The following is a 20,451-nucleotide window of genomic DNA, read 5'->3' on the forward strand; positions in this document are numbered from 1 at the left end:
CTCCGACGTCCACAACCCCGGCATCGAGTTCCACCTCGAGGACGACGTGCCCGTCGTTCGACAGCGACGACACCAGCGCCATGGCCGCACTCGTGCGGCGCGCCGCCGGCCACTGACCGCACCGACAAAGGAGACCCACCATGAAGCTCGGCTACAAGCTCGCCGCGGAGGCCTACGGACCGCAGGAGCTCATCCGCCAGGCCGTCCGCGCCGAGGAGGTCGGTTACGACTTCGTCGAGATCAGCGACCACTTCCACCCGTGGCTCGACAACCAGGGCCACAGCCCCTTCGCCTGGTCGGTGCTCGCCGCCATCGCGGCACGGACCGAGCGCATCGAGCTCGTCACCGGGGTCACCTGCCCGACCATGCGGTACCACCCGGCGGTCGTCGCGCAGGCCGCGGCGACGACGGCGCTCATCTCCGGGGGCCGCTTCACCCTGGGCCTGGGGTCCGGTGAGCGGCTCAACGAGCATGTCGTCGGCAAGCCGTGGCCCTCGGCGACGGTGCGCCAGGCGATGCTGCGCGAGGCCCTGGAGATCATCCGGCTGCTGTGGCAGGGCGGCTACCAGAGCTACGACGGGCGCTACCTCCAGCTCGAGGACGCCCGCATCTTCGACCTGCCCGAGGAGCTGCCGCGCATCGCCGTCGCCGGGGGCGGGCCGCGGGCGGCGCGGCTGGCCGGCGAGCTCGCCGACGGGCTGTTTGTCACCGAGCCCGACCCCTCGCTCATCGAGGCCTTCCGCGGGGCCGGCGGCGACGGCCCGCTCTACGCCGAGGCCCCCCTCGCCTACGCCGCCACGGAGGAGGAGGCGGCAGCACACGCCCTGGAGACCAGCCGCTGGGCACTGACCGGCTGGAAGGTCATGTCCGAGCTGCCCAACCCGGTGAACTTCGACGCCGCGACCGCCACCGTGCGCGAGGAGGACGTCAAGGAGCAGTTCGCCTGCGGCCCCGACGTCGAGCGGCACCTCGCGACGATCCGGCAGTTCACCGACGCGGGCTTCGACCACGTCGTCACGATGAACGTCGGCCCGGACCCGGACGCGTTCCTCGACTTCTTCGGCGCCGAGCTGCGGCCGCGGCTGGTCGGCTGAGACACCTGGCCGTCGCTGATCTGCACACAAGTCCGCGACACGCGGGCGACACGCCGGCAGGAGCGCCGCTCAGGCGGGTCGTGCCGCAGTTGTGCGCCGATCAGTGACACCCCACCCCGGCCGGTCGGCTCAGGGCTCGACGTCGTCGGCGTCGGCCGCGCCAGTGTGGGCGAGCACGCGCTCACCCAGTGCCGTCTCCACGCTCTCGAGGAGGAGGTACACGATGCCGGCGAGGAAGGGCGCGAGCGCCCAGACGGCCGCGTGCGACACGAGCGTGCCGGCCAGCCACACCGCACCGAGCCCGCCCAGGACGGACACGATGTTGAGGCTCGTCCCGACCGCCAGGACGTGCGAGCGGTGCTGGGGCATCGGCCGGCGGAAGCCGCGGGACAGGATGCCCTCCAGCAGCGTGAAGGACATGACCGCGCCGGCGGCGAAGAGGACGATCCTCCCCGCGTCCGGTGTCCCCTCCGTCGCCTGGAGCATCCCGAAGCTCACGGTGACGAGGATCGAGAAGCCGAAGGTCGTGCTCTCCCTGCCGACCGTGCTCCTCATGCCCCTGACGATCGTGCTGCTGTGACGCCCGTCCTCGTCGTCCTTCGTCACCTCGTGCTCCTCCCGGTCCGCAGGCTGTGTCCGGCAGGTTCGCACCCGTAGCCGGTGCTCGCTCGCCGGAAGGCGGTGCCCTACACCGGCCGCGCCGTCGTCATCCCGTGGCCGAGCGGGACCGTGGACGCGGTGCCGAGGAGGAGCTCGAAGGTGCTCGGCACCGGGTAGTACCTCGCGAGGAAGTCGCCGAGGAGCCCACCGCTGCCCACCTCACCGACGGCGGGGGAGTCGTTGAGGCAGAAGACGTCGAACTCGCGGCGTCGCAGCAGCCGGCGCAGCCGGGCCGCGCCGCGCGGGTGCGCCAGGTCGAGGTAGAGGTAGGCGAGGCGTCCCGGCACCGCCCTGCCCAGGGCGTAGGCGTAGTAGTGGTGCAGCGCCGAGCTGATCGACAGGTCGTCCGGGTGGCGGAAGGTCGACGCGGCCACCTGGGCGAAGAGGTCGGGATGGTCGCTCTCCATCTGCTGGAGCACCGAGCGCAGCTGCGGGTGGGGGGTGTGCTGGAACAGGTGGGTCACCCGTCTGCCGAAGACGTCCCCGAGGAGGGCGCGGTTGTTCTTCGCCGCGCTCGTCACGGGGGCGTCGTGCGGCTGGTGGTCGCGGGTGTCCATGAGAGCGGAGGACGGGAAGAACTTCGCCAGCCCGTTGCCGTGGAAGAACAGGCCCGGGGCGACCGGCCGGCCGAAGAACACGTCGTCGTTGAGGTAGAGGTACTGCTCGGCCAGGCCGGGGACGTGGTGCAGCTGGGACTCGATGGCGTGGGAGTTGAACACCGGCAGCACGCCCGGGTCGGTGAAGATGTCGCGGTGGTCCACGATGCGCAGCCGCGGGTGGTCGGTGTCGAGCCAGTCCGGGACCTGCCCGGCGGTGACGAGGTGGACGCGGCGGACCCAGGGGGCGAACATCTCCAGCGAGCGCAGCGAGTAGCGCAGCTCGTCCTGGGAGCGGAACCGCGCCGCGTGCGTCGCCTCGGCCGTGCGGCGATGGTCGGCGGGGACGCCCAGGGCGGCGAGACGCGCGGCGTTCCACGCGGGGTCCGTCCCGTCGACCCACGTGTAGACGACGTCGACAGGGCCGGTGGCGTCGAACAGGTGGGGCAGCGGGCCGACGTCGACCGACCCGCTCCCGGTCGCCTCCCCCCACTGCGACGCGGTCAGCTGCGTGGTCCAGGCCTGGCGGCGCGGCGCGACGAGGGTGCCCACCGTCTCCGAGGGGAGCTCGCCCGGACCGGTGGGCGCGGGCAGCACCTCCGGCCAGGCCTCGACGTCGACCCCGACCTCGGGAGCCAGCAGTCGACGGGTCCCGCCTGGTGCCTCACGGAGCACCCGGAACCCGTCCCGCGTGGTGACGGCCCGGGCGAGGCGCCGTGCCGTGAGACGGCGGGGACGCGCCGCGCGGGCGTCGAGCGGGACGACCCGCCAGGTCCGGTCCAGACCGTCCGCGAGGGCAGCCGCCGCGCGCTCCCGGTCGCCCCGGCGGACGACGACGGCCGCCGGCTTCCCGGCACCCGCGGGCATGACGGTCGCGCGGACCCCGGCGTCGCGCAGGGCCGCGAGGACCTGCTCCCGGCGCCTGACCTCGGAGGCGGGGTCGTGGCGCGCGATGCCGCCCGGCTCGTCCGGGCACGCCCGCGCGTCCGCGCCGGGCCGGCGGCCGAGGGACTGCGACCCGGCGACCCGCCGCGCGAGCCCCGCACCGACGCGGCGCGGGAGGGTGGAGACCACGCGGCTGCCGAGCACCGCGGCCCCGTCACGGACCCGTGCGCGGCGCGAGACGGTGTCCCGGTAGAGGAGCATCTCGGTGCCCATGGCGTCCACGGTGCGCTTGAGCTCGTGGGCGTCGGGACGGCCGTGGTCCTCCACGACGACGGTCGGGTCGATACCGGCGAGCGCTCGGGTACGTCGGGGCACAGGAACCGCCTCTCTCATTGTCGGTGCGCGCGGTGAGCTGCGCCGTCTCGGCGCGAGCTCCAACCGCGGCGCGGTGGGCGGTAGTTCGTGAGCAGTGCAGCAGGTCCGCGCGCCGGGTCGCGCAGCGGGTCGGCACCGTGCCGGCCGTCACCGGCGGCGGCCGGCAGCGGAAGGGCCCTCAGTGTAGGCCCAAGGACTGGTCAACCGCCGGTCGGAGCGACCTCGGCCACGTGGCATCGACGTCGCGGGCTGGCCGTAGGCTGTGGGGCGGGCCCGGGAGCCCTGGCCGGTCAGTCGTGGAATGGGTGAGGCATGTCGTCGAAGGGTGCTGCGCGCAGCCGGGGTCAGCAGCTGGCGTGGAAGGTGCCGGTGGCGCTGGTGGCGCTCGTCGTCGTCGTGCTCGCCGCGCGGTGGCTGCGTGAGGTCCCGGCCGTGGCCGGGTTCGTCACCGACTACCCGGGCACCACCGAGCTGCCGGAGACGGCGCCGGTCGGACTGCCCGCATGGGTCGGCTGGCAGCACTTCCTCAACGCCTTCCTCCTCGTCTTCATCGTGCGCAGCGGATGGCTCATCCGCACCACCCAGCGTCCCAAGGGCCACTGGCAGCCGCGGAAGCCGGCCCGCGGGAAGAAGCCGGTGCGCATCAGCCTCAACCTGTGGCTGCACCTCGCCGCGGACGCGCTGTGGGTGCTCAACGGCCTGGTCTTCGCCGTCCTCATCGTCGTCACCGGCCACTGGGTACGGCTCGTCCCGACGAGCTGGGACGTCTTCCCGCACGCCCTGTCGGTCGGGATCCAGTACCTGTCCCTCGACTGGCCGGCGCACGGCAGCTGGGTCAACTACAACGCCCTGCAGGTGCTGTCCTACTTCCTCACCGTGTTCGTCGCGGCGCCGCTGGCCCTCGTCACGGGTCTGCGGATGTCCCCGGTGTGGCCGGCGGGCTGGCGCTTCGTGCCGATGAGCCTCGCCCGCGCGCTGCACTTCCCGCTCATGGTCTACTTCGTCGCCTTCACCGTCGTCCACGTCGCCCTCGTGCTGGCCACCGACGCGCAGGGCAACCTCAACCACATGTTCGCCGCGCGCAACGACGGCAGCTGGCTCGGCCTCGTCTACTTCGCCGTCGCGCTCGCGCTCATGGTCGCGGCCTGGGTGGTCGCCAAGCCCGTCTTCACCCAGCCGGTGGCCGCGCTCACCGGCAAGGTCACGCGGTAGCGAGGACCACCCGGCCGCGCGGGGTGTCGAGGACCGCGCGCAGCAGGGCCCGCGGCCCGGCGGTCACCGTCAGCGGCGCGCCGAGTGCCGCGAGCATGCGCGTCGCCGCGGGGGCGTCGGGGGCCTCGGCGGAGAGCTCGAGCAGGGTGAGCGCCGGCAGCTCGCCCTGGGCGGGGTGCGGTGTGTCGCGCCAGTCGATGAGGAAGGGGCGGATGCCGGCGGAGCCGGGCGTCATCCGCCAGCGCAGCAGCCGTCCGTCCGGGGTCGTGCGCTCGGTGGCCCGCACCTCGCCGACATCGATCCCGGCGGCCGCGGCGTCGCGGACCGTCTCGTCGAGGTCCGCGGGGCGCACGGCCCACGTGTGGAGCGAGGGCTCACGCACGTGCCCGACGCCGAGACCCACACGGTCCGCGGGCAGGCCCTGCTCGGGGTCGGGCCCGATGACCTCGAGGTAGGTCCGCCGTGGCCCGGTGGTGCCCGGCAGGTCCAGGGCGAGGAGGTGGTTGGCGGTGCCCAGCCCCGGGTGGGAACCGCCGCGCACGGCCTCCACGCCGGTGAGCCCGGCGAGGTGGGCGACCCCGTCGGCGAGGTCCGGGACGGCCCACAGGAGGTGGTCGAGGGTGGCGGGGACGGTCATGGTTCTCCTTCGGTCGTGCGTAGGCTGCTCATCGATGACTCCTGATCCTGCCCGTCGTGTCCTGGTCACCGGCGCCGCCCGCGGCATCGGCCGCGCCGTCGCCGACGCCCTCACCGACCACGAGCTCGTGCTGACCGTACGCCGCCGCGAGGACGTCGCGCGGCTCGGGACCGAGCTGCCGGGCGCGCGCGTCCTGCTCCTCGACCTCGCCGACGCGCCGGCGATCGCCGAGCGGGTCGCCGGCATCGAGGTGGACGCCGTCGTGCACTGCGCGGGCGTCGAGGGCGTGGCCCCGGCCGCCGAGCTCGACCCGGCCCGGCTGGCGACGGTCATGGCCGCGAACCTCGCGGGCCCGGTCGAGCTCACGCGGATCCTCCTGCCGGGGCTGCGTCGCCGCGGTGGGCACGTCGTGTTCGTCAGCTCCACGGCCGTGCTCGGCGCCTTCCCGGGCTGGGCCGCCTACGCCGCCTCGAAGGCGGCGCTGCGCGCGTACGCGGACACGCTGCGGGTGGAGGAGCCGGGCGTCCGGGTCACCAGTGTCCTGCCCGGCCGGACCGACACGGGGATGCAGCGGCGCATCCACGAGCAGGCCGGCCGGGACTTCGACCCGGCGACGGCGATGGCGGCGGCCAGTGTGGCCGCCGCCATCCGGTCGGTGCTGACGGCGCCCGGGGACGTCGAGATCCCCGAGCTCGTCCTCACCCCGTTCACTCACCCGGGCGGATGAAGATCTCCTCGTAGTTCGGCTCCTCGCTGATCATCCCGTGCTCGACGGCGGCCGCGGCGATGACCCTGACGCTCTCCTCGTCGAGCCCGGGGGCGAAGACGTGGAGGTTGGTCTCGTCGACGAGCTCGACGTCGATCTGGAGGTTCTCGACGATCGTCTCGCGCACCCGGTCGGGGTTCTCCGTGGCGAACTCGTTCGCCCGGTCCATCGCGCGCTGGAACGCCGCGACGATCTCCGGGTTCTCCTCCGCGAAAGCTCCGCTCGTGATGTAGTAGCCGATCGTCGTGTCCGGGAAGGACTCGACGAAGTTCGAGATGATCGGGGTGAACCCGCGGCTCTCCGAGATCGCCCGGTGCGGCTCGACGGACCAGATCGCGTCGACGTCCCCGCGCTCGAGCGCGGCCGGCATGTCGGAGTAGTTCATCGGGGTGAACTCGATGGCCGAGGTGTCGACGCCGTTGTTCTCCAGGGCCACCTTGATCGTGAGGTCGCCGAGGTTGTTCACGGAGTTCACCGCGATGTTCGCGCCCGCGAGGCCCGCGGCGTCCGTGATCGGGCTGTCGGGCAGGACGAAGATGCGGGAGGTGTCCCCCTCCGGGTCCGCTGCTACGGCGCAGCAGTTGGCGACGAACTTGACGTCGAGCCCCTGGTCGATCGCCTGCAGGTCGCTCACCGCGTTCGCGTAGCCGATGGGGCTCTCCTGGTTGACGACCGAGGGGACGATGGCCGAGCCCGCCTCGGCGATGCGGACCTCGACGTCCAGGCCCTCCTCCTCGAAGAAGCCCTCCTGGACGCCGAGGTGCAGCGGCCCGGCGTCCATCGTCGGGATCTGCATGACGGTGAGCGGGGTGAGGCCGTCCTCGCCGGCCTCGAGTCCGTCCCCGCCGCCGCACGCGGCGAGGAGCAGGGCGGTCGTCGCCGCCAGGGCGAGGGTGGTGTGGCGTGCTCTCATGGTTCCTCCGTCAGATGACGTATTCGGGGCTGGTGGGTCCGTCCACGTCACGTACGCGGTTGCGGATCTCGGCGAACACCTCGGAGCGCAGCTGGCTGAAGCGCGGCAGCTCCTTGGTGGCGATCTGGTCCCGGTCCCGCGGCAGGTCGATGTCGACGACCGTGGTGATGCGGCTCGGGGACTTGGACACGACGGCGACGCGGTCGCTGAGGTAGACGGACTCGTCGACGTCGTGGGTGACGAAGACGACCGTCATCGCCGACTCCTCGCGCAGCCGGAGGACGAGGTCCTCGAGGTCGGCGCGGGTCTGGGCGTCGACCGACGCGAACGGCTCGTCCATGACGAGCACCTCGGGCCGGTAGGCGATGGCGCGGGCGATCGCCGCGCGCTGCTGCATGCCGCCGGAGAGCTCCCCGGGGTGCTTGCGTGCGGCGTCCCCGAGCCCGACGTCGGCGAGCGCCCGCGCCGTGCGCTCGGCGATCTCGGCCTTGGCGAGGCCCTGGGCCCGCAGCGGGAGGGCGACGTTCCTCTCCACGGAGAACCACGGCAGCAGCGAGCGCGAGTAGTCCTGGAGGACGACGGCGAACTCGCGCGGCACGCCGCGCACCGCCCGCCCCTGGTACTCGACCGTCCCGGACGTGGGCTCGAGCAGGCCGGTGAGGCAGCGCAGGAGCGTCGTCTTGCCCGCTCCCGAGGGGCCGACGATCGTGAAGAACTCGCCTGCGGCGACGTCGAAGGTGATGTCGTCCAGGGCCCGGAAGGAGCCGTAGTCCTTGGCGAGCCGGTCGACGTGGAGGATCGGTGGTGTCTGTGTCATGTCAGGCCCGGTGGTAGCGACGGTCGGTGAGGCGCTCGACGGCGCCGAAGAGCAGGTTGAGCACGAGACCGAGGATCCCCAGGAGGAGGATCGCCCCCCACACGGCCACGATGTTGAAGCTGGTCTGCGCGGTCCACAGGACGAACCCGATGCCGATGCGGCTGCCGGTCATCTCGCTGGTGACGACGAGGATGAGCGCGAGCGGGATCGCGATGCGGATGCCCGCGGCCGCGCGCGGGTAGATCGCCGGGCCGACGACGTGGAGCTGGCGGAACCAGCCGGTGATCCCGAAGCTGCGGGTGGTGTCGAGCAGCGTGGCGGGCAGCTGGCGGCAGCCGTCGATGACGTTGAGCAGGATGGGGAAGAAGCAGCCGAGGGCGATGATGAAGATCTTCATCGACGTCCCCAGCCCGAAGAGGACCATCGCGAAGGGGATGAGCGCGGTGGCGGGGATCGCGCGGACGAACTCGAAGGTCGGGGCGACCGCCCGGTCCAGCCACCGCACCTGGCCGATGAGCATGCCGAGCCCGATCCCGAGGACGACGGCGAGGGAGAGCCCGACGGCGAGGTTGCGGACGCTGTCGACGAGGTGCTCGGTGCCGGCCCCACCGAGCCAGTACTCGAGGAGGTTGTCCAGCACCCGGGGCAGCGGCGGGTAGTAGGGGTTGGTCGAGGCGGCCGACGTCGCCCACCACGCGGCGAGGGCGAGGACCGCGCCGAGCAGTCCGAGCAGGGTGCGGCGGTTCATCGGCGCGCCCCCTGCCAGCCGACGACGCGTCGGGCGAGCACGGTGAGGACCGTGTTGATCGCCAGGCCGACGATCCCGATGACGACGACGTAGGCGTACATCCGGGTGAGGTCACCGGCGCTGCGGGCGAGGTTGAGCCCCTGGCCCAAGCCCGGCACGCCGCCGAGGAGGATCTCGCTCGTCACCGTGATGATGAGCGCGGTCGCCGAGGCGATCCGCACGCCGGTCACCAGCCCGGGCACCATCGCGGGCAGCGTGAGCCAGCGGACCGTCTGGACCCGGGAGAGGTTGTAGGCGCGAGCGGTGTCGCGGGCCACCGGGTCGACGGCGCCGGTGGCGTAGATCGCGGCGACGAGCATCTGCCACACGGCGGCGTAGGCGGCGAGGAAGACTGCTCCGTCGCGTGCGCCGCCGATGGTGAGGACGACGAGCGGGATGAGCGCGATCGAAGGGATGGGGCGGAGGAACTCGACGACGGGCGTGAGGAGCCACTGGACCCAGCGCACGCTGCCGAGCAGCATGCCGACGACCGTCCCGAGCACGACCGCGATCCCCAGCGAGACGCCCCACCCGACGAGCGTGCTGCCGATGTCGGTCCACAGCGCCGGACCGGCCAGGAGCCGGCCGAGGGCGGCGAGCACCTCGGTGGGCGGCGGGGCGTAGCTGCGCGGCAGGACGTCGGTGACGGAGAGCAGCTGGAGGAGGGCGAGCAGGCCGACGACGACCGCCGCCGGGAGGGCCACGGTCCCCAGCCGCGACTCGCGTCGCGCCGTCGTCACGGCCGTCACGGGGCCTCCAGGAGCCGGGCGGCACGGGCGGCGAGGCCGTCGCGGTCGGCCTTGTTCGTGCTCGACAGCGGGATGTCCTCCAGCACCCAGACCCGGCGCGGGTGGGCGAAGGGCTCGAGGTGCTCCAGGACGTGCGCCCTGAGCTCCTGCTCGCTCGCCTCCGCCCCGGGCCGGAGGGTGACGAACGCGACGGGCTTGGCGCCCTTGACGTCGTCGGGGACCGGCACGACGACGGCCTGGTCGACGGCGGGGTGGGCCTCGAGGACCTGCTCGACCGAGCGCGGGAAGACGTTCTCGCCGCCGGAGGTGAACATGTCGTCCTCGCGGCCGGCGAAGAAGTAGAAGCCGTTCTCGTCGACGCGGAAGACGTCGCGGGTGTGGTGGAAGCCGTCGGCGGTGACGGGGACGGCGACGTCGGGCCGGTTGTGGTAGCCGGTGAGCAGCGCCGGGTTGCGGATCTCCAGCACGCCGCGGCCCTCGACGGGCCGTCCGGCGCCGTCGACGAGGCGCAGCTCGACGGCGGGGTTCGCGACGCCCACCGAGCCGTCCGGCGTGGGCAGGCCGCCCGGGTGCGGGGAGAAGACGACGGGACCGGACTCCGTCGTGCCGTAGCCGAAGGCGATCTCGGCGTTGGGGAAGGTCGCGCGGAGCTGGTCGAAGAGCGCCGGGGCCGCGGGCGCGGAGCCCATGTAGATGGCGCGCACGGAGGAGAGGTCGCGGCCCTCGAGCAGCTCGGGACGCTGGAGGAGCATGGCGAACATCGGCGGCACGCCGCTGAGCTCGGTGACGTCGTGCGAGGTGAGCGCGTCGACGAACAGGGCGGGCTGGAACCCCGGCAGGAGGACGATCGTCGCCCCGGAGGCGAGCGAGCGCTGGGAGTTCGTCAGCGCGTTCATGTGGTACAGCGGGGCGGAGATGAGCACGCGCGTGCTGCCCGGCTCCACCGTCCGCGCCGTCTGGTCGATGACCCACAGGTGGCTCTCCTGGGACAGCAGGACGCCCTTGGGGCGGCCGGTCGAGCCGGAGGTGTAGAGGATCATCGCCGTGTCACCCGGGTCGGGGACCACGCTGGTGAAGGACGACGGCGGGGCGGGGGTCCCGAGGTCGAGGAGGGGGACGTCGGTGGTGACGAGGCCGCGCGTGCGGTCGTCGACGAGGAGCAGCGTGACCGCGGCGTCCTGGAGGACGTAGCCGAGGGTCTCCGCCGGCATCTTGTGGCTGACCGGGACCGGGACGCCGCCGGCACGCTGGATCGCGTAGAAGGCGACGAGCCACTCGGGGGAGTTGTGGGCGAGGATCCCGACGGTCTGCCCGGGACGGACGAGGGCGTGCAGCTGCGCGGCCCGGGACTGGACCGCGGCCTCGAGCTCGCCGTAGGTGAGGGTCGTGCTGCCGTCCTCGGTGACCCCGATGACCGCCGGGGTGTCGGGGCGGTCGCCGATGATCCGGTCACCCTGGTTGCGGCTCATGACCGAGGTCCCTCCGTCGTCGTGCTCGGGGCGAAGCTCGCGTAGGTGCCGCGGCCGACGGCCACCTGCTTCCCGGCGCCGTCGAGCACCTCGGCCTCCGCGACGGTGAGCGAGCGGCCGAGCTTGACGGGCCGGGCGACGACGAGGAGGTCGCCCGGCGCGGCTGCCCGCAGGAAGTGGGTGGTGAAGTCGATGGTCGGTGCGGGGGTGCCCTGGCTGGCGACGAGCGCCCAGTCCGCGGCGAGGTCGAGGAGGGTGGCGAGGATGCCGCCGTGGGTCACCCGTGCGGTCGTGCCGTTCTCCCACTCCTCGCGCCACGTGGCGCTCAGGCGCAGCTCCTGCGGGCTCACCGAGACCACCCGCAGCCCGAGCCACCGGTGGAAGGGGGAGGTGAGGATGCGCTCCTCGAGCTCGGCCGCGCTGATCACTCCCCGCTCCCCGGGGTGACGACGACCTTGCCGAGGACCTCGCGGTCGCGGACCTTGCGCAGCCCCTCGACGGCCTGGGACAGCGGCAGGACGTCGCTGACGGGCGGGTCGATCGTGCCGGCCGCCACCATGCCGAGGAGGGCCTCGAAGTCCTCGGTGGCGAAGCCGTTGGAGCCGATGATCTGCAGCTCGAAGGACCAGATGTAGCGCAGGTCCTCGACGGGGTCGAAGCCGGCCGTCGCGCCGCACACGAGGATGCGTCCGCCGAGCTTCGTGCTGCGCAGCGTCGGGTGCCAGGTGTCCCCGCCGGTGAAGTTGATGACGACGTCCATGCCGGTCTCGTCGCTCCACCGGGCCGGCTTGCCGTAGTGCTCCTTGACCCACTGGTAGAAGTCGACCTCGCGGTAGTTGAGCACCTCGTCCGCGCCGATCTCGAGCAGCCGCTGGGCCTTCTCGTCGGAACCGGCGGCGGCGACGACGTGCGCCCCGAGCTGCTTGGCGAGCACGATCGACGCGGTCCCCACCCCGCCGGAGGCGCCGAGGACGAGGACCTTGTCCCCGGCGTGGACAGCGCCCTTGCCGACGACCATGCGGTGCGCCGTCCCGTACGCGACGGGCAGGGCCGCGGCCTGGACGTCGGTGACGCCGTCGGGGACGGCGATGAGCTGGGTCGCCTCGACGAGGCTGTACTCGGCCATCCCGCCGTCGCGCTGCTCGCCCATGAGCCTGCCCGCCGAGTCGAGCGGGTGGACGAGCACCCGGTCGCCGGGCTGCCAGCCGGTGACGTCGTCGGCCACCTCGTCGACGACCCCGACGACGTCGAGCCCGATGACGACGGGCAGCGGCAGGGTGATGCCCGGCATCCCGTTGACCGTGAAGATGTCGTGGTAGTTGAAGGAGCTCGCGGTCACGCGGACGACGACGTGCCCGGGGACGAGCCGGGGGCGGGGGTAGTCGTCCTCGAGGCGCAGGGCGTCGAGGTCCCCGTGCTCGCGGAGCACGAGGGCACGCATCGGTGAGGTCACAGACCATGTCCTTTCTGGGCCGGGATGGGGCACCGGCGGCCGAGGGGTCGGCGGCGGACCCGCCGATCGGCGGGTCGGGGCGAAGGGCCGGCTAGGACCGACAGGTCATGGTGTGCACCCTGGCGAGGTCGATGTGCCTCCGCGAGGTCAGGTGCAGCCGGTACATGGGTCGGATCATCGCACAGCGGTGCGTGCGGCGCGGCTGCGGGTCCAGGCGACGAGACGTGCGGGCGCGGAGGCCCCACGTGCTGGACGCCGCCGCCGCGGGTGCCCGCCCCGGTGCCTTCGGCGGTGGCGGTCGTCAGGTGTTCGGCTCCTCCGCGGAGATGTCCGCGAGGGCGGACGTGGGGTCGCGGTCGATGGCGAGGTCGCCGATCGACAGGATGCCCACGAGGCTGCCGCCCTGCAGGACGGGGATACGCCGCACGGCCCGCTCGCGCATGAGTCGCACGGCCTCGGCGGCGTCGGTGTCCGGCGTCGTCGTCACGAGGTCCTGGCTGCAGGCCTGCCGGACCGGGTCCTCGGGGGAGCGGCCGGTCGCGACGATGCGCACGACGATGTCCCGGTCGGTGACGATCCCGACCACCTTGCCGTCGTCGACGACGACGACCGCCCCGACGTCTCCTGACGCGAGCAGGTCGGCGGCGTCCCGCACGGTGCGGTTCGCCTCGATCGTCGTCGGGTTCGGGGTCATGCTCTCTGCGACGGTGCCGGCCATGGCGTGCCTCCCTGATGGTGTGTCCGCGGTCACGTCCAGGGTGGGTCCGGGTCGTCCCCTCCGCATCCGGGAATGCGGTGGCGGAGTCGGTGGTTGAAGCAGATGACCGGCCCGGTTTCACACCCCCGGGCTCCAACACGAGCCGCTACGAGCGGCCACTCGCCGTGAGGCGGTTGGCCGGGCCGGTCACCTCCTGCTCACGGCCCCACGACGACGGCGAGTCGGTTCGTGTGGTCGCGGAGGAACGTGCGGGCGCCGGCCGGGTGTCGGTGCCCGCCGCGTGTACGGTGCGGGCATGTCCCGCCAGCTCCACCTGCTCCTGGCCACCGCGAGGCCGCGCCGCCCGATCGGGCTGGACGTGCTCGCGCCGTCGATCACCACCCTGCGGGTGCTGCCCACCGACCTGGACCTCTACCTCCACGTCAACAACGGCACCTACCTCCAGATGATGGACGTGGCCCGGAGCAACTACATCGCCGACCTCGGCGGTTTCCCGCGCCTGAACGACAAGCGCTGGTACCCGGTGGTCGCGGCGTCGACGATGACCTACCGCCGCTCCCTGCGCCTGGGGGACCGGGTGGAGATCAGCACGCGCGTCGTCGGCTGGGACGAGCGCGTCGTCTACCTCGAGCAGGTCTTCACGCGCCGCGGCGAGCGGTGCGCCCGCGGCGTCGTCGCCGGGCGCTTCCTCACCCGCGGCTCGGGGGAGCGGGTGCCCGCCCCGCGGGTCGTCGCCCACCTCGCCGGCACCGAGCTGGCCTCGCCGCAGATCCCCGACGACGTGCTCCGCTGGGCGCGCGCCGTCGACGTCGCCCACCGCGGCGCGTGACATCGCCCACCCCGAATGGACGCGGCACGACGGGGACCGGGAGGTAGGGTGAGAACGTCGCGGTGGTCAGCCGACCGGGTTGTTCCGGTCGCGGACCTGCTGCAGCGAGCCTCCTGGCGAGCCTGGACCATCTGACGTCCGTCGCCCCGGGTGCTGCGTGTGGGCCGGCCCCGCCGCGATGTGTGTCGTCACTCCGGAGGAGGAGTCCGTGGCTCGAGGAGCCCAGCGCCCGTCGGGCGCTCGTCGTACTGCCCAGCGCAGCACGCCCAAGCGCAAGCACCAGGACAACAGCGGGCTCATCCCGGTGCTCGCCCGCGCCGTCCGCGAGGTCGAGGGTGCGGTCAAGCGCGAGCGGGTGGTGCCCTCCACCCGCACGAAGTTCCAGGCCATCGCGCTGCTCGTGCGTGAGGAGCGCGCCCGCCTCAAGGCCGACACGACGTTGAACGAGGCCCGCCGCGGCGAGGAGCTCAAGCGCCTCGACGGCATCGCCACCATCCTCGCGGTCACCGCCGCCCGTGACCCCCGCCTGCTCGCCCTCATCGCCGACGAGGCCGTCGCCTCACCGGAGGCCCGCGAGCTGCGCCGGGAGATGCTCCTCGAGGCCGGCTTCGACGTCCCCGAGGAGGAGGAGCCCGAGCCGGAGGGGGCCCGCGAGCCGACCGCCGTCGAGCAGCGCCAGGTGGTGCCGCAGGCCGTCATCTCCCGCCAGATGGCCAACCCCTTCCTCGAGCCCGACTACGACGCCGTGCGCAAGCCGCCGGCCCGCCCCCGCCGGCTCGCCGGCTGGGAGCTCATCGAGCCGCTGCTGCGCTCCTTCGAGTACGGCGGCGAGGCCGCCTGCATGACCCTGCCCGAGCCGAACGGCACCCGTGTGCCGCCCGGGCTGGAGCTCATGCCCCACCAGTCCCGCCTCGTCGCGGCCGCCGCGGAGGGGCACCGCACGTTCCTCCTCGCCGACGAGCCGGGCCTGGGCAAGACGGCGCAGGCGCTGCTCGCCGCGCAGGCCGCCGACGCCTACCCGCTGCTCGTCGTCGTCCCCAACGTCGTCAAGACGAACTGGGCCCGTGAGGCGGAGCGCTGGACGCCCGCCCACCGCGCGACCGTCGTCCACGGCGACGGGGAGGACATCGACGCCTTCGCCGACATCATCGTCATCAATTACGAGATCCTCGAGCGGCACGTCGGCTGGCTCGGCAGCCTCGAGCTCGGGGTGCGCGGGATGGTCGTCGACGAGGCGCACTTCATCAAGAACAAGAAGTCCCAGCGCTCCCAGCACGTCCTCCACCTCTCCGAGCAGCTGCGCTCGCGCCCGTGGCCCCCGCTCCTCATGGCGCTCACCGGCACCCCCCTCATCAACGACATCGAGGACTTCACCGCGATCTGGCAGTTCCTCGGCTGGATCGACGAGGAGAAGCCGCTCGGGGAGCTCATGGAGGCCCTCGAGGAGACCGGCCTGGTGCCCTCCGACCGGGGCTTCTACGCCGCCGCGCGCAACGCCGTCATCGAGCAGGGCATCGTGCGGCGCCGCAAGATCGACGTCGCCGCCGACCTGCCCGCCCGCCGCATCGCCGACGTCTTCGTCGAGCTCGACGACGCCGTGGGCCGCTCGATCCGCGACGCCGAGCAGGCCCTGGCCCGCCGTCTCGTCACCCGTTACCGCAAGGCGCTGGAGGTGCGGCACGGGGAGAACGTCGTCGAGGGCATCGACCACGAGCTCGTCCGCCAGGTGGCCGTGTGGGAGACGACGAAGACCTCGGAGAAGAAGTCCGAGGACAACGTCTTCACGATGATGCGCAAGCTCGGCTCGGCCAAGGGCGGGGCGGCGGCCGACTACGCCGCCCAGCTCGCGCGCAACGTCGGCAAGGTCGTCTTCTTCGCCAAGCACATCGACGTCATGGACGCCGCGGAGGAGCTCTTCACCCAGCGCGGCATCCGCTTCGCCTCGGTCCGGGGTGACCAGACCTCCGCGGCGCGCCAGCGCAACATCGACGCGTTCACGAACGACCCGGCCGTCTCGATCGCGGTCTGCTCGCTCACCGCGGCGGGCGTGGGGCTCAACCTCCAGGTCGCCTCCAACCTCGTGCTCGCCGAGCTCTCGTGGACCGACGCCGAGCAGACCCAGGCGATCGACCGCGTCCACCGCATCGGTCAGCCGGAGCCGGTGACGGCGTGGCGGATCATCGCCGCCCAGACCCTCGACACCCGCATCGCCGAGCTCATCGGCTCCAAGGCGGGCCTCGCGGCCCGCGCCCTGGACGGCTCGGACGAGGAGGTCGTCGCGGACGTCCAGGTGGAGATGCTCGTCACGCTCCTCACCGACGCGCTCAGTCCCGTCCCCGCCGCCGTCTGACGCGCCCACCGCGAGAGTCCCGTCGGGTCCCTCCCGTGCTTCCCCCACGTGCTCCTCGCGGGTGGCGAGCCGGCGGTCAGGACCCGACGTCCCGCCGCCGGTAGCCGGTGAGGCCCACGGCGACGAGTGCCGCGGCGACGGCGGTGGTGACCAGGACCGGGCCCCAGTCCATGGTCTCCACGGGCAGCTGGGGAAGCCTGGAGAACGGGGTCAGCTCGATCAGCCAGTCGGGCAGCTCGAGCAGCGCGCCGATCCACGTGACGAGCAGGGACCAGGCGACGACCAGCCACGGCAGCCCCCCGAGGCGGGGCAGCCAGCCGTGCACCAGGACACCGAGGCCGACCACCAGCCACACCCCCGGCACGAGGACCGCGGCGCCGGCCACGACGTCCTGCACCACCTCCCAGGCGCCATCGGCGCGGGCCTGCGGGACGGCCATCACGGCGCCCGACGTCACCAGGAGCACCGTCGGCACCGCGAGGGCGAGCCCGGCGTGGGAGGCCGCGAAGCGCGTGCGGTGCACCGCGGCGGCGAGCACCACCTCCGCACGTCCCGCTGCCTCCTCCTGGGCGAGGCGGCCGAGGAGCTGGAGCCCGAGCGCCGCGGCGACGAGCACCACGATGCTCAGCATGGCCACGTAGAAACCCTCGGTGAGCTCCTGGGCGCCCGCCCCCATCCGGCGCATGATCGCCTCCAGCCGCGGGACGTCGCGGAACATCGCGGAGAAGGTCGGCGTCAGCGAGCCGACAGCGGCCGTGAACACCGTCAGCCCCACCGTCCACCCGAGGACGGTGCCGCGGTGCAAGCGCCATGCCAGCCCGGCGGGGGACGAGAGCAGACCTCCCGCCCGAGCCGGACCGGGGCGCGCGGGCCACAGGCCCGAACCGTGGTCGCGGCGCGCCTCCAGCCGGACCGCGAGGACCACGAGCGCGAGCGTGAGCACCGCCGGCAGGAGCAGCACCCACCACCGTTCCCCGGCGTAGGGTCGGGCGAGGGCCATCCACTCCACGGGTGAGACCCACTGCAGCGAGCGCACCCGGCTGTCGGCCGGCACGCCGTCGGCCACCGCCCGCACGAGGTAGGCCAGCCCCAGAGCGGCGAGGGCGATCCCGCGGGCGGCCCGCGCCGAGGCGGTCAGCTGACCGGCGACGGCGCCGACGCCGACGAACACCGCGGCCGTGAGGGCCATGCCCAGCCCGAACGCCACGGACCCGGTGAGGTCGACACCGACCGCCACCATCCCCCCGCTGACGAGCAGCCCGAGGACGGCGCAGGCGCCGAGGTGGACGAGCACCGCCGCCACCAGCGGGGCGTGGCGGTCGACGACGCCGGCACGGACGAGCTCGCTGCGGCCGACCTCCTCGTCGGCGCGGGTGAGCCGGATCGTCCCGAGGATCGCCATGACACCGGCGACGGTGGCGACGAACGTGCCGACCCGCCAGACGGTGAACCCGCCCGGTTCGACGAGTGAGAAGGGCGGGCCGAGCATCGCCCGCATCGTCGGGTTGTTCGCGAGGCCCTCGATGACCAGCCCTGCCTGGGACGGGTCGGGGATCACCTGCTCGTAGGCCGCCGCCGTGGCCGGGACGCCGACGAACAGGCCGAGGAGCCAGCCGGCCAGGAACCACCGGTTGCGGCGGACGCCGAGCCCGACGAGGGCAGGGAGCCCTCTCATCGGGGGGTGTCCCGGTAGTGGCGCAGGAACAGCTCCTCGAGGGTCGGTGGGCTGCAGGTGAGGCTGCGGACGCCGAGGGCGCCGAGCCGTGAGACCAGGCCGGCCAGGGCGACGTCCTCGACCTGGCAGGTCAGCCGGGAGCCGGTGACGACGACGTCGTGCAGCCCGGGCATCGTGCCGAGCTCGGCGGGCACGGGCCCGGGAAGCTCGGCGACCACCTCGGTCCGGGTGAGGTGACGCAGCTGCGCCAGCGTGCCGGTCTCCACCACCCGGCCGTCGCGGATGATGCTCACCCGGTCGCACACCTGCTCCACCTCGGAGAGGATGTGGCTGCTCAGCAGCACGGTGGCCTCGTCGCGCCGCTCGTCGACGACCTCGCGGAACTGGGCCTCCATGAGCGGGTCGAGGCCGGCCGTGGGCTCGTCCAGCAGCAGCAGCTCGACGTCGGAGGCGAGTGCGGCCACGAGGGCCACCTTCTGCCGGTTTCCCTTGGAGTAGGCGGCGCCCCGCTTGCTCGGGTCGAGCTCGAACCGGTCGATCAGCTCCGCGCGGCGCCTCTCGTCGAGGCCGCCGCGCAACCGGCCGAGCAGGTCGATGACCTCGCCCCCGGTGAGGTTCGGCCACAGCGCGACGTCGCCGGGCACGTAGGCGAGGCGGCGGTGCAGCTCGGGCGCCTGTGCCCACGGGTTGCCTCCGAGCAGCCGCACGGAACCGGCGTCGGCGCGCAACAGCCCGAGGAGGATGCGGATGGCGGTCGACTTGCCGGCGCCGTTCGGGCCGAGGACGCCGTGCACCTCTCCCACCGCGATGTCCAGGTCGAGGCCGTCGAGCGCGACGGTCGTCCCGAACCGCTTGACCACACCCCGCATCGCGACGGCGCTCATGTGCCTGACGCTACTCCCGTTGTCGAGACCTCGTGATCCTCCACCGTCGCTGCGGTGCGCGTGGCACGATCGGCGGGTGACCATCGCGCACGCCGCTGTCTATGGCGATGGCCGAGCGCGGGCGCAGTCGCGTGGACTCTCCGGCATCCACGACCGCGCGCGAGCCGTCGCGGGGATGGCGTGGGTCGAGCTCCACCGGCCCGATGCGGAGGAGGTCCGGGCGGTGGCCGAGGAGTTCGGCATCCATGTGGTCGCCGTCGAGGACGCGATCAGACAGCACCAGCGGCCCAAGACGGAGCGTTACGGGGACGTCCGGCTCACGGTGCTGCTCCCGGGCCGGTACGTCGAGGCGGAGGAGCGGGTGGAGTTCGGTGAGATCTGCATCCTCACCGGCAGCGACTTCGTCGTGGCGCTGCACCACACCGACGGGTGGGACGCCGGGGTGGTGCGTGAGCTGGAGGGGACGGCGGACGTGCTGCGACTCGGTCCCGGCGCGGTGCTCCACGTGATGGTCGACCATGTCATCGCGGCGTACGCACCGGTCGTCTCCGGCCTGCAGAACGACGTCGACGAGATCGAGGACGGCGTCTTCGCCGGGGACCCGGACGTCTCGCGCCGCATCTATGCCCTGTCCCGCGAGGTGATCGAGTTCCAGCGGGCCACCACGCCACTCATCGACCTGCTCGACACGCTGGAGCAGGTCTTCGAGGACGACGACATGGCCGAGGAGCTCGTCCGGCGGTGGCGGCACGTCCACGACGACGCCCATCGGGTGGCCGAGCGGGCAGAGGCGTTCAGGCAGCTCCTCGGCAACATCCTCTCGGTCAACGCCACCCTGGTCGGCCAGCGGCTGGGGGAGGAGACCAAACGCCTGACCGAGACGTCGGTCGCGCAGAACGACCAGGTGAAGCGCATCTCCGCGTGGGCGGCCATCGGGCTGGTGCCGGCCGTCATCAGCTCGATCTACGGCATGAACTTCGCCCGGATGCCGGAGCTGCACTGGGCCTGGGGGTACCCCTTCGCCCTCCTCCTCATGGCCGTGTCCGCGCTCGGGCTCTACGTGCTCTTCACCCGCAAGGGCTGGCTCTGACCACGCAGGACCCGGGGCTCAGACCGCGGCGGTTCGCCTCCCGGTCCGCTGCTGCGCTTCCGTCGGTCGAGGCAGGAGCCGACCGAGGACGGCCACGAGCAGGCCGACGGTGAAGATGAGCGGGTGCATGACGGGGTGCAGCACCTGCATCCACACGAGCTCGACCCCGACCCACACCATCAGCCCGACCCCGGCGGCGATGGCCAGGGCGCGGTGATGGGGCAGCCGTCCCACGACCCAGACGCTCGCAAGCAGGACGCCGACGCCGGGAAACAGGAGGGTGGCCAGTCCGGGGAGGGTCCAGCTGTCGAAGGGCGTGTGCTGCAGCCAGGCAGGGTCCATCTCCCAGGCGCCCTGGATGAGCATGAGCCCGCCCCACACGGCGACGACGCCGGTCAGGGCCATGACGGCGGCGAGGGTGACACGGAGAGCGGTCGATCTCATGGTGACCTCCTTGGCCGGGACCGCACCGGGGCGGGCCACCGTGGCGCA

20 protein-coding genes are annotated in these 20,451 nt (G+C 73.0%); 6 read left to right on the forward strand and 14 right to left on the reverse strand.

Annotated features, from left to right (window positions below):
- The first annotated feature begins 140 nt into the window (after window positions 1-140).
- Window positions 141-1,094: a TIGR03557 family F420-dependent LLM class oxidoreductase gene (locus GD632_RS10530; RefSeq protein WP_152191848.1), complete on the forward strand. Its 954-nt coding sequence runs from the start codon at window positions 141-143 to the stop codon at window positions 1,092-1,094.
- Between the two features lie 129 nt (window positions 1,095-1,223).
- Here GD632_RS10530 and GD632_RS10535 read toward each other — a convergent pair whose 3' ends face one another.
- Window positions 1,224-1,700 carry a hypothetical protein gene (locus GD632_RS10535; RefSeq protein WP_152191850.1) on the reverse strand — a complete coding sequence of 159 codons (477 nt, stop codon included), beginning with the start codon at window positions 1,698-1,700 and terminating at the stop codon, window positions 1,224-1,226.
- A gap of 80 nt (window positions 1,701-1,780) precedes the next feature.
- On the reverse strand, window positions 1,781-3,610 hold the full coding sequence (locus tag GD632_RS10540; RefSeq protein WP_152191852.1) for a stealth family protein: 1,830 nt from the start codon (window positions 3,608-3,610) through the stop codon (window positions 1,781-1,783).
- A gap of 312 nt (window positions 3,611-3,922) precedes the next feature.
- On the opposite strand from GD632_RS10540, the gene GD632_RS10545 reads away from it, so the two are divergent.
- A complete protein-coding gene (locus GD632_RS10545) occupies window positions 3,923-4,822 on the forward strand; it encodes a cytochrome b/b6 domain-containing protein (RefSeq protein ID WP_152191854.1) in 900 nt (299 codons plus the stop codon).
- Here GD632_RS10545 and GD632_RS10550 read toward each other — a convergent pair.
- Entirely contained in the window at window positions 4,812-5,459 is a 648-nt protein-coding gene (locus GD632_RS10550; RefSeq protein ID WP_152191856.1) for a VOC family protein, read from the reverse strand. The genes GD632_RS10545 and GD632_RS10550 overlap by 11 nt on opposite strands.
- A gap of 34 nt (window positions 5,460-5,493) precedes the next feature.
- On the opposite strand from GD632_RS10550, the gene GD632_RS10555 reads away from it, so the two are divergent.
- Complete coding sequence (locus tag GD632_RS10555) at window positions 5,494-6,186, forward strand: SDR family oxidoreductase (protein WP_152191858.1); 693 nt, start codon at window positions 5,494-5,496, stop codon at window positions 6,184-6,186.
- Here the strand turns inward: GD632_RS10555 and GD632_RS10560 are convergent.
- From GD632_RS10560 to GD632_RS10595, 8 genes are all read right to left on the reverse strand, one after another.
- Window positions 6,167-7,138 carry an ABC transporter substrate-binding protein gene (locus tag GD632_RS10560; RefSeq protein ID WP_152191861.1) on the reverse strand — a complete coding sequence of 324 codons (972 nt, stop codon included), beginning with the start codon at window positions 7,136-7,138 and terminating at the stop codon, window positions 6,167-6,169. The genes GD632_RS10555 and GD632_RS10560 overlap by 20 nt on opposite strands.
- A 10-nt stretch (window positions 7,139-7,148) precedes the next feature.
- Window positions 7,149-7,955 carry an ABC transporter ATP-binding protein gene (locus GD632_RS10565; protein WP_152191863.1) on the reverse strand — a complete coding sequence of 269 codons (807 nt, stop codon included), beginning with the start codon at window positions 7,953-7,955 and terminating at the stop codon, window positions 7,149-7,151.
- 1 nt (window position 7,956) lies between these two features.
- Window positions 7,957-8,703: an ABC transporter permease gene (locus GD632_RS10570; RefSeq protein ID WP_152191866.1), complete on the reverse strand. Its 747-nt coding sequence runs from the start codon at window positions 8,701-8,703 to the stop codon at window positions 7,957-7,959.
- The gene (locus GD632_RS10575) at window positions 8,700-9,491 is read right to left on the reverse strand and encodes an ABC transporter permease (RefSeq protein ID WP_152191868.1); all 792 of its coding nucleotides are present in this window, start codon (window positions 9,489-9,491) and stop codon (window positions 8,700-8,702) included. The genes GD632_RS10570 and GD632_RS10575 overlap by 4 nt, the downstream gene beginning before the upstream one ends.
- A complete protein-coding gene (locus GD632_RS10580; protein ID WP_152191871.1) occupies window positions 9,488-10,960 on the reverse strand; it encodes a class I adenylate-forming enzyme family protein in 1,473 nt (490 codons plus the stop codon). The genes GD632_RS10575 and GD632_RS10580 overlap by 4 nt, the downstream gene beginning before the upstream one ends.
- Complete coding sequence (locus tag GD632_RS10585; RefSeq protein ID WP_152191873.1) at window positions 10,957-11,388, reverse strand: PaaI family thioesterase; 432 nt, start codon at window positions 11,386-11,388, stop codon at window positions 10,957-10,959. Before GD632_RS10585 ends, GD632_RS10580 begins: the two co-directional genes overlap by 4 nt.
- Entirely contained in the window at window positions 11,385-12,413 is a 1,029-nt protein-coding gene (locus GD632_RS10590; RefSeq protein WP_152191876.1) for a zinc-binding dehydrogenase, read from the reverse strand. Before GD632_RS10590 ends, GD632_RS10585 begins: the two co-directional genes overlap by 4 nt.
- Window positions 12,414-12,714: 301 nt before the next feature.
- Window positions 12,715-13,131 (reverse strand): CBS domain-containing protein, encoded by a 417-nt coding sequence (locus tag GD632_RS10595; protein ID WP_152191878.1) that lies wholly within the window; start codon window positions 13,129-13,131, stop codon window positions 12,715-12,717.
- Between the two features lie 295 nt (window positions 13,132-13,426).
- Here GD632_RS10595 and GD632_RS10600 point away from each other — a divergent pair, with 295 nt between their 5' ends.
- On the forward strand, window positions 13,427-13,960 hold the full coding sequence (locus GD632_RS10600) for an acyl-CoA thioesterase (protein WP_152191881.1): 534 nt from the start codon (window positions 13,427-13,429) through the stop codon (window positions 13,958-13,960).
- Window positions 13,961-14,168: 208 nt separating this feature from the next.
- Window positions 14,169-16,310 (forward strand): DEAD/DEAH box helicase, encoded by a 2,142-nt coding sequence (locus GD632_RS10605; protein ID WP_226924803.1) that lies wholly within the window; start codon window positions 14,169-14,171, stop codon window positions 16,308-16,310.
- Window positions 16,311-16,386: 76 nt separating this feature from the next.
- On the opposite strand, the gene GD632_RS10610 is transcribed toward GD632_RS10605, so the two are convergent.
- Window positions 16,387-17,985, reverse strand: a complete 1,599-nt coding sequence (locus tag GD632_RS10610) for an ABC transporter permease (protein WP_152191886.1) — start codon at window positions 17,983-17,985, stop codon at window positions 16,387-16,389.
- On the reverse strand, window positions 17,982-18,869 hold the full coding sequence (locus GD632_RS10615; RefSeq protein ID WP_152191888.1) for an ABC transporter ATP-binding protein: 888 nt from the start codon (window positions 18,867-18,869) through the stop codon (window positions 17,982-17,984). Before GD632_RS10615 ends, GD632_RS10610 begins: the two co-directional genes overlap by 4 nt.
- Before the next feature lie 76 nt (window positions 18,870-18,945).
- Here GD632_RS10615 and GD632_RS10620 point away from each other — a divergent pair, with 76 nt between their 5' ends.
- Window positions 18,946-19,959, forward strand: a complete 1,014-nt coding sequence (locus GD632_RS10620; protein ID WP_193311441.1) for a magnesium and cobalt transport protein CorA — start codon at window positions 18,946-18,948, stop codon at window positions 19,957-19,959.
- 18 nt (window positions 19,960-19,977) lie between these two features.
- Here the strand turns inward: GD632_RS10620 and GD632_RS10625 are convergent, their stop codons facing one another.
- The gene (locus GD632_RS10625; RefSeq protein ID WP_226924804.1) at window positions 19,978-20,403 is read right to left on the reverse strand and encodes a hypothetical protein; all 426 of its coding nucleotides are present in this window, start codon (window positions 20,401-20,403) and stop codon (window positions 19,978-19,980) included.
- Window positions 20,404-20,451: the final 48 nt, after the last annotated feature.

It is taken from the genome of Georgenia satyanarayanai (assembly GCF_009193135.1).
GTDB classification, from domain to species: domain Bacteria; phylum Actinomycetota; class Actinomycetes; order Actinomycetales; family Actinomycetaceae; genus Oceanitalea; species Oceanitalea satyanarayanai.